The 15,028-nt window shown below is 73.1% G+C and carries 15 protein-coding genes; 11 read left to right on the top strand and 4 right to left on the bottom strand.

The features are described 5' to 3' along the window. Positions 1 to 120: 120 nt before the first annotated feature. The 5 genes from ABZX65_RS13625 to ABZX65_RS13605 all read left to right on the top strand — a co-directional run bounded on the left by ABZX65_RS13625 (position 121) and on the right by ABZX65_RS13605 (position 6,294). Entirely contained in the window at positions 121 to 1,566 is a 1,446-nt protein-coding gene (locus ABZX65_RS13625) for a DUF4331 domain-containing protein (protein ID WP_355337781.1), read from the top strand. A 122-nt stretch (positions 1,567 to 1,688) separates the two neighbouring features. Beyond that, on the top strand, positions 1,689 to 3,116 hold the full coding sequence (locus tag ABZX65_RS13620; protein WP_355337778.1) for a tetratricopeptide repeat protein: 1,428 nt from the start codon (positions 1,689 to 1,691) through the stop codon (positions 3,114 to 3,116). Further along, positions 3,113 to 4,975 carry a hypothetical protein gene (locus ABZX65_RS13615; protein WP_355337775.1) on the top strand — a complete coding sequence of 621 codons (1,863 nt, stop codon included), beginning with the start codon at positions 3,113 to 3,115 and terminating at the stop codon, positions 4,973 to 4,975. The genes ABZX65_RS13620 and ABZX65_RS13615 overlap by 4 nt, the downstream gene beginning before the upstream one ends. A 53-nt stretch (positions 4,976 to 5,028) precedes the next feature. Beyond that, positions 5,029 to 5,442 (top strand): hypothetical protein, encoded by a 414-nt coding sequence (locus tag ABZX65_RS13610; RefSeq protein WP_355337772.1) that lies wholly within the window; start codon positions 5,029 to 5,031, stop codon positions 5,440 to 5,442. Positions 5,443 to 5,646: 204 nt separating this feature from the next. Continuing rightward, on the top strand, positions 5,647 to 6,294 hold the full coding sequence (locus ABZX65_RS13605) for a sigma-70 family RNA polymerase sigma factor (RefSeq protein ID WP_355337769.1): 648 nt from the start codon (positions 5,647 to 5,649) through the stop codon (positions 6,292 to 6,294). Between the two features lie 112 nt (positions 6,295 to 6,406). Here the strand turns inward: ABZX65_RS13605 and ABZX65_RS13600 are convergent, their stop codons facing one another. Both ABZX65_RS13600 and ABZX65_RS13595 read right to left on the bottom strand, forming a co-directional pair. Next, positions 6,407 to 7,387, bottom strand: a complete 981-nt coding sequence (locus tag ABZX65_RS13600) for an RNA polymerase sigma-70 factor (RefSeq protein ID WP_355337766.1) — start codon at positions 7,385 to 7,387, stop codon at positions 6,407 to 6,409. Next, positions 7,384 to 8,316, bottom strand: coding sequence for an NAD(P)-dependent oxidoreductase (locus tag ABZX65_RS13595; RefSeq protein WP_355337763.1), 933 nt, complete (start codon positions 8,314 to 8,316; stop codon positions 7,384 to 7,386). Before ABZX65_RS13595 ends, ABZX65_RS13600 begins: the two co-directional genes overlap by 4 nt. A gap of 166 nt (positions 8,317 to 8,482) precedes the next feature. Here ABZX65_RS13595 and ABZX65_RS13590 point away from each other — a divergent pair, with 166 nt between their 5' ends. From ABZX65_RS13590 to ABZX65_RS13570, 5 genes are all read left to right on the top strand, one after another. Further along, positions 8,483 to 8,659, top strand: coding sequence for a hypothetical protein (locus ABZX65_RS13590; protein WP_355337760.1), 177 nt, complete (start codon positions 8,483 to 8,485; stop codon positions 8,657 to 8,659). A 14-nt stretch (positions 8,660 to 8,673) separates the two neighbouring features. Beyond that, on the top strand, positions 8,674 to 9,630 hold the full coding sequence (locus ABZX65_RS13585; RefSeq protein WP_355337757.1) for a pseudouridine synthase: 957 nt from the start codon (positions 8,674 to 8,676) through the stop codon (positions 9,628 to 9,630). 267 nt (positions 9,631 to 9,897) lie between these two features. After that, positions 9,898 to 11,547, top strand: a complete 1,650-nt coding sequence (locus ABZX65_RS13580) for a PP2C family protein-serine/threonine phosphatase (protein WP_355338073.1) — start codon at positions 9,898 to 9,900, stop codon at positions 11,545 to 11,547. A gap of 104 nt (positions 11,548 to 11,651) precedes the next feature. Continuing rightward, positions 11,652 to 12,692, top strand: coding sequence for a cobalamin-dependent protein (locus tag ABZX65_RS13575; protein ID WP_355338070.1), 1,041 nt, complete (start codon positions 11,652 to 11,654; stop codon positions 12,690 to 12,692). Further along, positions 12,689 to 13,099 (top strand): STAS domain-containing protein, encoded by a 411-nt coding sequence (locus ABZX65_RS13570; protein WP_355337754.1) that lies wholly within the window; start codon positions 12,689 to 12,691, stop codon positions 13,097 to 13,099. Before ABZX65_RS13575 ends, ABZX65_RS13570 begins: the two co-directional genes overlap by 4 nt. A 67-nt stretch (positions 13,100 to 13,166) precedes the next feature. Here the strand turns inward: ABZX65_RS13570 and ABZX65_RS13565 are convergent, their stop codons facing one another. Further along, entirely contained in the window at positions 13,167 to 13,967 is an 801-nt protein-coding gene (locus tag ABZX65_RS13565; RefSeq protein WP_355337751.1) for a VOC family protein, read from the bottom strand. Between the two features lie 301 nt (positions 13,968 to 14,268). Here ABZX65_RS13565 and ABZX65_RS13560 point away from each other — a divergent pair, with 301 nt between their 5' ends. Then, on the top strand, positions 14,269 to 14,484 hold the full coding sequence (locus tag ABZX65_RS13560; RefSeq protein WP_188279703.1) for a hypothetical protein: 216 nt from the start codon (positions 14,269 to 14,271) through the stop codon (positions 14,482 to 14,484). 114 nt (positions 14,485 to 14,598) lie between these two features. Here ABZX65_RS13560 and panD read toward each other — a convergent pair whose 3' ends face one another. Beyond that, positions 14,599 to 15,021, bottom strand: coding sequence for an aspartate 1-decarboxylase (gene panD / locus ABZX65_RS13555; RefSeq protein WP_355337748.1), 423 nt, complete (start codon positions 15,019 to 15,021; stop codon positions 14,599 to 14,601). Positions 15,022 to 15,028: the final 7 nt, after the last annotated feature.

Below are 15,028 nucleotides of genomic sequence, written 5' to 3'. Positions count from 1 at the left end.
ATATTCGCCCGATCGGGGACAAAAACCTCTTTCGGGCAATCCGGCACCTCCCCTGGAGACGAACGGGGTGCAGGGACCGGTCCCGAGGCCGGACTCTTCACCCCCACAGAAAGACCACCCATGAGTTCACGCAGAACACCGGGCATCGTCGGCCGGTGGAAGTCGGCAGCGCTGCTGCTGACGCTCGGCACGGCGATCGCGGGAGCGGCGCTCGCCGGTCCCGGTACGGGCGTCGGCCAGGCGTCCAGCCACCGCGAGGCGCCGCTGATCGCGGCGGACCCACAGGTCGACAACACCGACCTCTACGCGTTCTCCAGTCCTGACAAGTCGGACACGGTGACGCTGGTCGCGAACTGGTACCCGTTCCAGGAGCCCAACGGGGGGCCGAACTTCTATCCGTTCGCCACCGACGCCCAGTACGACATCAATATCGACAGCCAGGGCACCGGCAAGGCGGACCTCACGTACCGCTGGACCTTCCGCAACGAGGACCGGCGCGGAGACAAGACATTCCTGTACAACAACGGCGTGGTGAACAACCTCAACGACAAGACGCTGCTGTTCCGCCAGCACTACACGCTCCAGGAACTGCGCGCGGGCAAGCGCCCGGTCACGCTGGTGAAGGACGGCATCGCGACGCCGTCGAACGTCGGCAAGGCGTCGATGCCGAACTACGGGCGGCTGCGCGGCCAGGCGACGCGGAAGCTGCCCGGCGGCGGTCAGACGGTGGCCTCGCAGGCCGCCGACCCGTTCTTCCTCGACCTGCGCGTCTTCGACCTGCTGTACGGCGGGAATCTGTCGGAGACCGGGCACAACACGCTCAAGGGCTACAACGTCAACACCCTGGCGATCCAGGTCCCGAAGTCGGCGCTGGCGCTCAACTGCAACCCCAAGCGCAACCCGGTGATCGGCGTGTGGAGCACCACCTCGCGCCGCACCATGAACCTCTCCCCGGGCAAGCAGACGGCCAGCGGCCCGTACGTGCAGGTCTCGCGGCTGGGCAACCCGCTGGTGAACGAGGCGGTGGTGCCCGCGGGTCTGAAGAACGCGTTCAACGCGCTGCCGCCGTCGCAGGACCACAACCAGCCCAAGGTCGTGGCGAAGGTGCTCAACCCCGAGCTGCCGATGCTGATCCAGTCGATCTACGGGATCCCGGCGCCCGCGACACCGCGCAAGGACCTTCAGGAGATCTTCCTGACCGGTATCGCGAAGGCGGCGAACGGCCCGCTGGCCGTGGACCTCAACTCGCAGCTCATGAACCAGGACGCCGACAAGAAGCGGTTCGTCCCCGCCGAGGAGCTGCGGCTGAACATGTCCACCCCGGTCACCGCGAAGCCGGACCGTCTCGGCGTGCTGAACGGCGACTTCCAGGGCTACCCCAACGGCCGCCGCCTCGGTGACGACGTCGTGGACATCGCGATCCAGGCGCTGGAGGGCGCGACCCCCGGCCACCTGATCCAGGCGCTCGCCGCGGGTGACGGCGTGAACGGACCCGGCGTCCCCTTCGCCGGCACCTTCCCGTACGTCGCGCTGCCCTACACCGGCTCGGTCAACCAGGCCGGCTGAGCAAGCCACCCGGCGTGGGCACCTGACAGGCCCACGCCGGGTCCCTCTCCTCCGGTCCGACCGCCCCACCCGTCCGACCGGCCGGAGCCCCTGTTCGCCCCGAGCGGAGAAAACAGACCCCCATGCGCCGCCTCGCCCTGATCGCCACCACCGCCGTGCTCTGTGCGGGCCTGACCGGCTTCGCAGCGCTGGAGCGCTCGGGCGGCGCCTCGTCCCCGCCGCCGTCCGACGCGGTCCCTGGCCAGAGTTCCGATACGGGTTCCGGAACAGGTTCCGGTACGGGTCCCGGCCCGGACTCCGGCCCGGTCTCCGGCACGCAGGCGGCGCCGTTGAGCGTGGACGCCATCGTCGCCAAGCTCCAGAGCACGCTGCGCGCACAGCCGAACGACGCCTCCTCCTGGGCCCAGCTCGGCTCCGAATACGTCGAACAGGCCCGGCTCGACGTCGATCCGACGCTGTACCCGAAGTCGGAGGCGGCGCTGCGCAAGTCGCTCGCGCTCCAGCCGCGGCACAACACCGCCGCGCTCACCGGAATGGCCGGACTGGCCAACGCGCGGCACCAGTTCGCGCAGGCCAGGACGTGGGCGGACAAGGCGATCAGCGACGACCCGTACGCCTGGGCGCCGTACGGCGCGCTCAACGACGCGCTCACCCAGTTGGGTGAGGACAGCGCCGCGCAGGACGCCGTGCAGCGGATGCTCGATCTGCACCCGTCGACGGCGTCGTTCACCCGGGCGTCGTACACCTTCGAGCTGCACGGGCGCACCGCGGACGCGGAGCAGGCGCTGCGGCGGGCGCTCCAGGACGCGACGACGGCGGCCGACCAGGCGTTCTGCCACCACTACTTGGGCGAGCTGGCCTTCAACACCGGCAAGACGCGCGAGGCGCTGCGGGAGTACCGGACGGCGCTCGCGCTGGATCCGACGTACACCGCGTCGCTGGCGGGCGCGGCCAGGGCGGAGGCGGCGCTCGGGCGGACGGACCAGGCGGTCGCGGACTACCGGACGGCGATCGACCGGGTACCGCAGCCGCAATATGTGCTGGAATTCGGCGAATTGCTGGAGTCGCTGGGCCGGGCGCCGGAAGCCAGGGCGCAGTACGGGGTGCTGGAGGCGGAGCAGAGGCTGTTCGCGGCCAACGGCGTGGTGGACGACCTCAACCTCGGCCAATATCAGGCCGATCACGGCGACGCGGACCTCGCGGTGAAGCTGCTGAGCGCCGAGTGGGACCGGCGGCACAGTGTGCTGGTCGCGGACGCGCTGAGCTGGGCGCTGCACCGGGCGGGCCGTGACGGCGACGCGCTGCCGCTGGCCGAGCAGGCGAACCGGCTCGGCTGGCGCGACGCGCTGCTGCGCTACCACCGGGGCGTGATCGAGCAGTCGCTCGGCGACGACGAGGCGGCGCGTACGGACCTGGCCGGGGCCCTGGCCGCCAATCCGGCCTTCTCGCCGCTGTACGCGCCGGACGCGCGCGCCCGGCTGACCGCCCTTCAGAAGGATCAGAAGGAACCGGCGGCACAACCACCGCAAGGACGGCGAGGACAGCGATGACGACCCCGATCCGTGCCCGGCGCGGCGCGGCCCTGCTGCTGGTGGCGGTGCCCTCGCTGCTGTGGCTGGCCGCCCCGGCCGTCTCCGCCCACCCGCTGGGCAACTTCACCGTCAACCGGTACGACGGTCTGACCGTACGCCCCGACCGGATCGACGACCTCGCCGTCGTGGACACCGCCGAGATCCCCACGCTCCAGGCCAAGGCCGCCATGGACACCGACCACGACGGGGCCCTGAGCCCGGCGGAGGCCGCGGCCCACGCGCACACCGCCTGCACCGACCTGGCGCGCGGTATCGACGCGACGCTCGGTGGCGACACGGGCGCGGCCGGCGGTTCGGGGAACGCGGGCGGCGGCGGGGGCGCGCGGCGGGCCGAGGCCCTGCGGTTCGGGCTGACGGACGCGTCCTTCCGGCTGGTGCCCGGGCAGGCCGGGCTCGACACCGGACGGCTGGAGTGCCGGCTGTCCGCGCCCGCCTCTCCCGGCCGCGGCGACACGATCGCGCTGGCCACGGGCGTGGACAGCAGCCGGATCGGCTGGCACGAGATCACCGCGCACGGGGACGGCGTACGCATCGGCTCCTCGGACGTCCCTGCCGTCTCGGTCTCGCGCGAGCTGCGCGCGTATCCGGCGGACCTGCTCGCCGACCCGCTGGACCAGCGCCGTACGCGGCTCGTCCTGGGCTCGGGTCCCGGGGCCGTCGCGGCCGTCGCGCCCGGCACCGGCTGGCCCTCCTCCTGGTACGCCGCCCTGGACCGGCGGCTGGGCGCGCTCACCGACCACGACCGGCTCACCCTTCCCGTCGGGCTGCTCGCCGTGCTGATGGCCATGGTGCTGGGCGCGGGGCACGCGGCGCTGCCCGGTCACGGCAAGACCATCATGGCCGCGTATCTGGCGGGCCGTCAGGGGCGTCCGCGCGACGCCGTCACGGTCGCGGGCACGGTGACGCTGACCCACACCGCCTCCGTCCTCGTCCTCGGCATCGCGCTCAGCGTGTCCTCCGCGCTCGTCGGCGAGGACGTCCTGGCCTGGCTCGGTACGGTCAGCGGCATCGTCATCACCGCGGCCGGTCTGTGGCTGCTGCCGTCGGCCGTCCGGGTCTTCCGGGCGCGGCAGGCGGAGCACGGGCACGCGGGGGGCGCGGCTCACGGTTCGCACGGCCACGGCCACGGCCACGAGCACGGACCGGGACACGGACACGCGCACGGACACGCGCACGGACACGGGGCTGAGCACCAGCACCCGCACCCGTCGTCCGGCCCGCTCGTCGAGGTCCCCGAGGGCGCCGAGGGCATCACCCAGCAGAGCGCGGCCACGACCGTCGCCACCACGCGGGTCGCGGTCCTGGACGAACGGGAGGCCCCCGAACACGAACACGACCACGAGCACGGCCTTGAGCACGGCCTTGAGCACGACCACGGCCACGACGGTCACCACTCGCACCACACCGACGATCACACCGCCCACGAACACCCGCACCGCCACGGCCTCTTCGGCCACGGCCACCATCACCACTCCCACTCCGCGGGCGGCACCCGCAAGCGCGGCGGTCTCATCGGCATCGGCATCGCGGGCGGCCTGGTCCCCAGCCCCTCGGCGCTGGTCGTCCTGCTGGGCTCGATCGCCCTCGGCCGTACGGCGTTCGGCGTGCTGCTCGTCGTCTGCTACGGCCTCGGCATGGCCGCCACCCTCGCCGCCGCGGGCCTGCTCCTGCTGACGCTCAGAGACCGCTTCCCCGCGCTGAGCGGCGGGAGATGGCACGCCGTCGGCGCGTGGAGCGGTCGCCTCACCCCTCTGGGCACCGCGCTCCTCATTCTCGCCGTGGGCGTGGGAACCGCCCTGCGTGCGATGCCCCTCTGACGGATCGACAACACCCGCACCCGTTGTCCCACGGACGCCACAAGGACAGAACCATGCGCACACCCTCGCGTACGACGCCTCGCACGACTGATATGACCGGCACGACCCGCACGGCCACGCGTATGACACCGCGCACGTCACCGCGTACGGCCTCCCGCCCGGCCGCCCTCCTCGGCGCCGCCCTGACCGCCGCCGTCCTCGCGCTCGCGCTCACCTCCTGCGCCGCCGACCGGCACACGGGAGCGCTGGTCACCGGCCCCGCGAGCCCGCGTCCGACCTGCCGCGTCCACCAGGCGACGCTGCCCGACCGCGACTACACGGCGGGCAAGAACAGCGACCCGATGGCCGTACTGTCGATGCTCCGCTACTACACGGCCCAGCACGCGCTGCCCTATTGCGACGGAAAACCGGCCAGCCGTCAGGACGACGCCTGGGACACCCTCTACGGCGACCTCACCCGGCGCTGAGCGCGCCACCGGCCTCCGACTCCGCCCATGACCCCGGCGGACGGCCGACGGGCGCCACGTCAGAGCGCCCGCACATCCGTACGTCCGTACCCCCTTTCCGGGTGGCCATCGGGCGGAGCGGCCATACCTGAGGACCGGGGCCACGAACTCCCCTTGGTCCGCACGGCACCCGGTTCAGCACCGGGCGCTGAGGAGGTGAGCCGAATGCCGGACGCAGGTCCGACGCGTCTCCCGTCGCCGCCGGAGGCGGAGTGCTGGGAGAGCGACGGCCTCGAACAGCACATGCTGGCGGCGGGACGCGGCGACCAGGAGGCGTTCACCGCGCTGTACACGCTGCTCTTTCCCATGGTCAGGTCGCTGGTCCAGCGGCGGGTGCGGCTGCGCGCCGAAGCCGAGGACATCGCCCAGGACGTCATGGCCGAGGTGTGGGCGAAGGCGTCGCTGTACCGGCCGGAGCAGGGGAGCGTACGCGGCTGGGTCGTCACCATCGCGCACCGCCGTGCCGTCGACTGGATCCGGCGCAACGCCGTACTGCTGCGCAGTGAGGACCTGGCGGCCCGCAGGACGCGGCTGCCGGCCGGCGACAACGTCCTGGACATCGTCGAGCGGCGCATGAGGCAGGCGGCGGTGCGGCGCGGGGTGAGCGTGCTGACCGATCTGCAACGGGAGGCGATCCACCTGGCGTTCTACGCCGAGCGCAGCCACCAGGAGGTCGCGGAGACGCTCGGCATCCCGCTGGGCACGGCCAAGTCCCGTGTCCGCAGCGCCCTGACGCGTCTGCGCCGCGACCTCGGTCTCGACCTGGACCTGAACCTGAACCTGGATCTGAACCTCGACCTGGACCGCAAGTGACGGCGCGGGACGGCGGACACGGGACGACGGGGGCGGGACGACGGACACGGGACGGCGGACACGGGACGGCGGAGACGGAACGACGGACACGGGACGGCAAGGGCGGTGGGCGTTACGGGCGGCGGGCCGCGTTCCACTCGCGGTAGACCGCCCACGCGTCCCCGACCGGGCCCAGGTGGCCGAGCTTGTCGGGGTTGCTGACGGAGTTGATCATCTGGATCCGGCCGTCGAGCACGTCCAGCGTCCACACGTTGAGCACCTTGCGGTCGCGGTCGCGGAAGATCATGCCGGGCTGGCCGTTGATCTCGTGGGACTCGACGGTCACGTCGATGCGGAAGAACCAGGGGAAGGTGGTGGCGAGCAGGCGCGTCACGTTCTCGACGCCGCTGATGGCGCGGGCGAACTGCGGGGTCTTGCCGCCGCCGTCGCCGACGACCTGGACGTCCGCGGCGAGCACGTCGCGCAGGGCCTCGACGTCGCCCTCGCGCAGCGCGTCGAAGAACCGTCCCGCCAGCCTCTCCCGCTCCCGCCGGTCGGCCTCGAAGCGCGGGCGGCCCTCGTCCATGTGCCGCCTGGCGCGTACCGCGAGCTGACGGCAGGCGGCCTCGGAGCGGCCGACGGCGGAGGCGACCTCGGGGAAGCCGAAACCGAAGACCTCGCGCAGCACGAAGACGGCGCGCTCCAGCGGGCTGAGCCGCTCCAGCAGCAACAGGGCGGCCGTCGAGACGGAGTCGGCCAGTTCCGCCGAGCGCGCCGGGTCGTCGTAGGGGTCGGCGAGCAGCGGCTCCGGCAGCCACTCCCCCACGTACTCCTCGCGCCGGAAGCGGGCGGAGCGCAGCACGTCGATGGAGACGCGGGTGACGGCGGCCGACAGATACGCCTTGGGCGAGGCGGGCGAGGTCCCGGCGGCCTCGTAGCGCAGCCAGGTGTCCTGGACCGCGTCCTCCGCCTCGCTCACGCTGCCCAGGATCCGGTACGCGATCGAGAACAGCAGCGGCCGCAGGTCCTCGAACTCCCCCGCCCGCGCCGCACCGGACCGTGCCCCGTCAGACCGTGCCGAACCCTGCCCCTGCCGCGCATCCGCCCGCGTCACTTCAGCCCCTTCTCGAACCCCTCGCGCCACGACGAGTAGCGCGGCTCCCAGCCCAGTTCCCGCCGGGCCTTGGCATTGGAGAAGCCGCGGCCCTCGGTCATCATCGTCACCGCCACCTCCCCGGCCAGCAAACGGGCCAGCCACGCGGGCACCCGCATCGGCCGTTTCGCGCCCGCGCACCGGGCCAGATACGGCAGCCACTCGGCGGCCGGCGCCGGTTCGTCGTCGACGACGTTGAACAGGCCGGTCGCGCGCCGCTCGACGGCCAGGGCGGTGGCGCTCGCCGCGTCGTCCAGGTGGATCCACGAGGTGTGGCCCGCGCCGGCGCCGACGAGCGGGAGCTGCCGCTTGCGCAGGAGTTCGACCATGTCGTCGGTGACGCCGGGGCCGTAGAAACTGCCGTAGCGCATGACCGCGCCGCCGAAGTCCGCCACCACGTCCTCGACGTGCCGGATCGCCCGCATCCCCGCCTGCGCCGCCGTCCCCTCCATCAGGTCGAGCGGGTCCTGTTCCGTCTTGACCCAGCCGCCCTCGCGGACGCCGTTCCAGGAGGCGTAGCCCTGGGCGACGACGTGGCGCACGCCGGTCGCCTGGGCCGCCGCCAGCAGGTGGTCGGTGCCTTCGGTGCGGAGCCGGATGGTGGGGGCGAACCAGCGGTCCATGTGCTTGAGGTCGGGCTTGCCCGCGTGCGCGGTGGCGATCGCCGTCATCTGGTGCACGATGACGTCCGGCCGCGCCGTGGCCACCGCCTCGCCGACCGACGCCGCGTCCAGGCCGTCCATCACGACGCCGTCGGCGCCCAGCGCCTTCAGCGAGTCCAGTTTGGCCGCGCTCGTCGTGGTGGCCGTCACCTGGTGGCCCCCGTCCACGAGCAGCGGCACCAGCCGCCGCCCCAGTACCCCGCTCCCGCCTGCCACGAACACCCGCATGACCGCCACCGTCCTCGCGTTCCGGTCGTCCCCGGCTCATCGCGGGGCTCTCCCTCACGGGACGGGACAGCGCGGACGCCTGTGACACGCGAGGGACGGTGCGGGTGTGCGAGGTGTGCGGGGGAATGTCAGTGCGGCTTGATAGGGATCTTGATAGGGATGGGGCATGACTGAGCGTGTGACGATCCATGACGTCGCTCGAGGGCTGCCGTCCATCGCGGGGCTGCGGGATGTGTGCCGGGCGTCGGCCGCGTTGGAGATCGTGCGGTATCCGGGGGCGGGGGAGATTCAGGGGGACGGCCGGGGGGAGCTGGAGCGGATCGGCTACCCGGTCGCGCGCTGACGGGGGGCGGGGACATGGCACGCAGGGGCGGGCGCAAGGCGCCGCCGTCGCCGTTGGCGCAGCGGGACGGCGTGGACCCGGTGCGGCTGCGGCTGCCCGGCGGGGGCGGGGAGCCGCCGACGGTGGCGGCGTATCTGCTGGAGCGGTACGCGGGGGCGGTGGGCGCGGAGCGCGTCGGGGCGATGCTGGCCGAGGGGCGTTTCGTGACCGCGGACGGCGGTCCGGTGACGGCGGGGACGGCGTACGAGGCGGGCGCGTACGTATGGTTCCACCGCGATGTGGCACCGGAGACGGCCGTGCCGTTCGAGGTGAGGGTGGTGTACCGCGACGAGCGGATCGTGGTGGCGGACAAGCCGCACTTCCTGGCGACGACCCCGCGCGGGCGGCACGTGACGGACACCGCCCTGGCGCGGCTGCGGCGCGACTGCGGGCTGCCCGAACTGTCGCCCGCGCACCGGCTCGACCGGCTGACGGCGGGCCTGGTGCTGTTCGTGGTCCGCCCCGGGGACCGGGGCGCGTACCAGACGCTCTTCCGGGACCGGCGGGTGCGCAAGGAGTACGAGGCGGTCGCCGCGTACGACCCGCGGGTGGAGCTGCCGAGGACGGTACGGAGCCGGATCGTGAAGGAGCGCGGGCGGATCGCGGCGTGGGAGGAGCCGGGGCCGCCGAACGCGGAGAGCCGGGTCGAACTGCTGGAGCGGCGCGGTGCGCGGGGCCGCTACCGGCTGCTGCCCGCGACGGGCCGTACCCACCAGTTGCGGCTGCACATGAGCGCGCTCGGCCTGCCGCTACTGTACGACCCGGTGTATCCGCGGGTGCTGCCGGAGCCCGATTCGGAGGGCGGCCGGGAGGACTTCACCCGGCCGCTGCAACTGCTCGCGCGGGCGCTGGAATTCACCGATCCGGTGACCGGACGGGCGCTGCGGTTCGACAGCGCGCGGGAACTGGCGGCGTGGCGCGAGGCCCTGTGACCGGTCGGCCACGCTCCGGTGGGCTGGTTGCGGGGCCGCGGGGAAGTACGGGATGGTTGCTGGACGGCAACGGTCTTCTGGTCGCCGTACGCAACTGTCCCCTAGTCGATGAGGTGAGGGATTCGCTCAGCGGATCCTGAATGTGTGGTTGGTTCCGTCACGACGGCAGCCGGTGCGGACGCACCGGTGAGCGTTTCGAGGAGCGACACTCCGTACCCCCTGCTGGCGCCCTACCCGGTGCTCGTGGTCGAGGCCGACGGCAGGCTGATACTCGCGAACGAGGCGGCGGGGATTCTGCTGCCGGGGGCCGGGAAAGGGGTGGCGCTCGCGGACGTGGCGCCACCGTGGCTGTCGCGGGCACACGAAACGCTGCACGCGCCGACGGAGGATTCCCCGGGCCCGGACGGGGCCGCGACGGCTGACGTGGACGGGGCCGCGACCGCTGACGTGGACGGGGACGTGGCCGCTCACGTGGACGGGGACGTGGCCGCGACCGCTGACGTCGACGTGGCCTGGGGCGCGGTCGGCGGGCGCACCTTCGAGGCGCATCCGACGGTGCTGGCCGACGGAAGCGCCGTGTGGTGGCTGGTCGAGGACACCGACCGGCGGCTGGCGCGCGAGGCGTTGCGCATGGAACGCGAGCGCACCGAATTCCTCAGCCGTTCGTCCAACCTGCTGCTCTCCTCGCTCAACCTGGACCGGTGCATGGACGTCACCGCGCAGATGGCCGCCGAGCACCTGGCCGACGCCGCCATGGTCATCGCCCCGTCGCGGGCGAACCGGCTGCCGGTGGTCTCCTGTGTGCGCGGCGGCAGCCCCTCGCAGTCGCACCTGGGCGTCGATCCGGACGAAGTGCCGGGGCTCGGCGAGGCGTTGCGCGGCTTCCCGCCGGTGCCCTCGCGCTGGCTCGACCCGGCGACGGCCCCCTCCTGGCTGGTGCCCGAGGGCTTCGGGCCGGTCGGTTCGATAGTGATCACCCCGCTGCCGGGGCACGGGGTGTCGGCGGGCGCCCTCGTCCTGCTGCGGCGCTCGGAGACCGACGCCTTCACCGAACGCGAAGAGGTCTTCGCCCGGCTGTTCGCCGCGCGCGCGGGCGCCGCCATGTCGGCGGCCCGGCTGTACGCGGAGCAGTCGGCGATCACCGACGTCCTGATGCGGGAACTGCTGCCGCCGTCGCTGCACCAGGTCGGCGGGGTGGACTTCGCCGGCGGCTACCGGCCCTCGCAGGACCACGAGCGGATCGGCGGGGACTTCTACGACGTGCACCCGTCGGTGACCGAGGGCGAGGCGTCGCTGGCGGTGCTGGGCGATGTGTGCGGCAAGGGCCTCGAGGCGGCCGTGCTGACCGGCAAGATCCGCAACACCCTGCACGCGCTGCTGCCCATGGCCGACGACCACCAGCGGATGCTCAGCCTGCTGAACACGGCGCTGCTGAACTCCCACCACACCCGCTTCGCGACGCTGATCCTGGCCTCCGCGCTCCGCGACGGGCACCAGGTGCGGCTGCGGCTGACCAGCGCGGGACACCTCGCGCCGCTGATCGTGCGGGCCGACGGCGAGGTGGAGCAGGCCGACACCAAGGGCACCCTGGTCGGCGCGATCCCCGACGCCGTCTCCCGTACCGTCACGCTGTCCCTGGCGCCCGGCGAGACCTGCGTGCTGTACACGGACGGAATCACCGAGGCGCGCGGCGGCCCCCTGGGCGGCGCGCTGTTCGGCGAGAAGCGGCTGCGGCGCGTGCTGTCGGAGTGCGCGGGCATGCCCGCGGAAGGAATCGTGGAGCGGGTCCAGATGCTCGCCGCCGAATGGGTCGGCACGGGGCGTCACGACGACATGGCCGTCGTCGTGATCTCCGCGCCCCGGACGCACCACCTGAGTGCGGTGAACGGCCGTACTCGGGGCAGGTACACAGCGTGAGCACCGACACCGAGCCGACCGCACCCTCGTCGCACTCCGCGTCCTCGCCGCCCGCCCCGCCGTCCGGAGCCCGCTCCGGACCTGATCAGGGGCTCGGGCGGCGCGTGACGGAGCTGTGGGAGGCCGTCGCGCACGGCGACGAGCACGCGGCGGCCGGTGTGGTGCTCGGCGCGCTGGACACGGGGGTGGACGCGGAGAGCGTGCTGCTCGACGTCATCGCGCCCGTGCAGGGCAAGGTGGGCGAGGAGTGGGCGGCCAACCGGCTGAGCGTCGCCCAGGAGCACGCCGCCACCGCGATCAACGACCGGGCGGTGGCGGCGCTGTCCCTGCACCCGGCCGCCCGTACCGAACCCTGGCGGGGCAGGATCACGGTGGCCTGCGTCGAGGGCGAGTGGCACGCGCTGCCCGCCCGGATCCTGGCCGAGGTGCTGAAGCTGCGCGGCTGGCGCGTCGACTTCCTCGGCGCCCAGGTGCCCACCCCGCACCTCATCACCCACCTGCACCGCACCGCGTGCGACGCGGTGGCGCTCTCCAGTTCGCTGGCCACCCGGCTGCCGACCGCGCACGCCGCGATCACCGCCTGCCAGGCCGTCGGGGTGCCGGTCCTCGTCGGCGGCGCCGCCTTCGGCCCGGACGGCCGGCACGCGCGGCTGCTGGGCGCCGACGCCTGGGCCCCCGACGCGCGTACGGCCGCGGAGCGCCTCGCGCGCGGCCCGCTGCCGCGCCCGCAGCCCGAGCACCAGCCGATAGACGATCTGCCGCACCTGGCCGACCAGGAGTACACGATGGTCGCGCGCGCCCGTACGGCCCTGGTGCGGACCGTCTTCAGCGGGCTGGAGGCCGCCTTCCCCGCGATGCGCGCGTACAGCGAGCTCCAGCGCGAGCACACCGCGCAAGACCTCGCGCACATCGTGGACTTCCTCACCATCGCCCTCTACACGGGCGACGAGGACCTCTTCGCGGACTTCCTCACCTGGACCGCCGGGATTCTCGCCGCCCGAGGCGTTCCCGCGCACAGCCTGCCGCCCGCGCTGCGGATCCTGTCCGACGAGCTGAAGGACTTCCCGCGCGCGGTCCGGATACTCCGGCTCGGCACCGACTGTCTGACCTCGTCCGCACTCACCACCGCCAGGACCACCGCATGACCACGATTCCCCCGAGCCATCTGCGGCTGACGGCCGTCGACACCGAGACGACCGTGCGGATCGAACTGCACGGCGACCTCGACTACGACAACGCCGACCGGCTGCTGGCGGTCGTCAGCGACAAGATCGCCGACAATCCGCGCCTGGCGGACCTGCACCTGCACTGCGCCGGGCTCGGCAGCACGGACTCCAGCGGGCTCTCGGCGCTGCTGATGATCCGCCGCCGCACCGACGAGGCCGGTGTCCGGCTCCACCTGGACGACCGGTCCCCCGCGCTGGAGCGGCTGTTGACGATCACCGGCACGCTCGCCCATCTGACGGCGCTCCCCGCGACCGGGGCCGGTGCGGCGGAGCCGTCCGCCGCCGAGCAGGCCGCCCCTTCCACGGGCCAGGACCCGCGGGCCTGAGAGCCGCGCGGGCCGGGCATGCTGTGGCGGCTTTGCGGGCCGTGCGGGCTTTACGGGCCGTACGGGCTCAGGACGTCATCGAGGCCGCCGGGGTGAGCACGGCGAAGAACGCGCCCTCGGGGTCGGTCAGCAGGGCGAGGCGGCCGACGCCCGCCATGTCGGTGGGGGGCAGGAGGGCCGTGCCGCCGCCCTCGGTGGCCCTGGCGACGACGGCGTCGCAGTCGTCGACGCCGAAGTAGGGCTGCCAGTAGGCCGTACCGGCGGGGAGCAGGTCGGGGCCGAGCTGGAGGATGCCGCCGTGCGAGCCGTCCTGGCCGCCGCCGGAGCGGGACACCACGGTGTAGACGTCGGCGGACGCGTCGCCGGGCAGCGGCATGTCCTCGTAGTCCCAGGCCAGGACCGCGGCGTAGAAGTCCTTGGCGCGCTGGGCCCGCGGTGTGTACAGCTCGGTCCAGCACAGGCCCCAGGGGCCGACGTGGTCCAGGCCCTTGTTGGTGCCGGGCTGCCAGACGCCGAATTCGCCGCCGGTCGGGTCGGTGTAGGAGGCGAGGCGGCCCTGGTCGAAGACGTCCATCGGCGGCACCCGTACGGTGCCGCCGTTCTCCTCGACGGCCGCCGTGGTGGCGTCGGCGTCGGCGGTCTCGAAGTAGACCGTCCAGGCCGGGTGGGCGCCGGTGTCCTGGAGCGGGCCCAGCGCGGCGACCGTCGCGCCGTCCCGCACGAAGGTGCCGTACCCGCCGGACGCGGGGCCGCCCGGTTCGAATTCCCAGCCGAAGAGCGAGCCGTAGTACGCGGCGGCGGCCGTGGTGTCGCGGCTGCCCAGGTCGATCCAGTCGGGCGCGCCGGGCACGTAGTCGTTGGTGAGCATGGGTGCCTTCCTCCTGGAGCTGTCGTGCGGTGGCCGGGCGGATCGGAGCCGTCCGGGCGGATCGGAGGCGTCGGGCGGATCAGGGGTGCCGGGCGGATCGGGCGGGTGCCGGGCTTTTTGTCCGATTGGGACGCAGTGTCCTCTCTCACACCCAGCATGGCAGCCGGTCCCGACAATCGCCGTTCGTGCGCAGGTCACCGCCTTGGCGGGTGAAACGGAAGGCGCCGTGCCGCATCGACACGGTCACGCGCGGTGTTTAACGGATTCGGGATTGTCAGTGCCGCCGTCTACTGTGGTTCACATGTACGGGGGAAGTCTCGATCAAGCGAACGCGGCCCTGCGCGCTTATGTGCAGGAGCACGGCGACCGGCCTTGGACGGCCGAAGAGCTCACGGAGCTGGCGCGGCTGCGCGCCGAGTGGACCGCCGCCGCGCGGGGTACCCAGATGCCGATACGCCCGGTCCAGGGCCCGGCCGTCGGCCCGGTGAGCGGCGCGGCGGTCGTCACCGCCGCGTAACGCTCACCGTCGGACGCACGGGGCGCGACGCGCCACGAGCGGTCCGCGAACATTCCGCGAACACCCCGCGATCAGCGAGCGGGCCCCGGCACATCAGTGATCCGGCTTCGGCCGTCAGACCCGCGCCACGGCGTGCGGGGGGCGGAGCGTGTCCGCGCCGGGGGTGGGCTCCGACGGGTCGCCGCCGACCGTGATGATCCGGTTGTCGGCGTCCACATGGACGACGGCCGGGCGCAGCGCCCTGGCCTCGGCGTCCTCGACCTGCGCGTAGCTGATCAGGATGACCAGGTCTCCGGGGTGCACGAGGTGGGCGGCGGCGCCGTTGATGCCGATGACGCCGGAGCCGCGCTCGCCCTCGATGACATAGGTCTCCAGCCGGGCGCCGTTGGTGATGTCGACGATGTGGACGAGTTCGCCGGGCAGCAGGTCCGCGGCGTCCATCAGATCGGCGTCGACGGTCACGGAGCCCACATAGTGCAGATCCGCCTGGGTCACGGTGGCCCGGTGGATCTTCGACTTGAACATGGTGCGCAGCACGCTGCCG

This window comes from Streptomyces sp. NPDC003300 (assembly GCF_040610915.1).
Lineage (GTDB): Bacteria > Actinomycetota > Actinomycetes > Streptomycetales > Streptomycetaceae > Actinacidiphila.
Note: the sequence above shows the minus strand (reverse complement) of the source record. Positions and strands in the feature narration are given on the sequence as shown.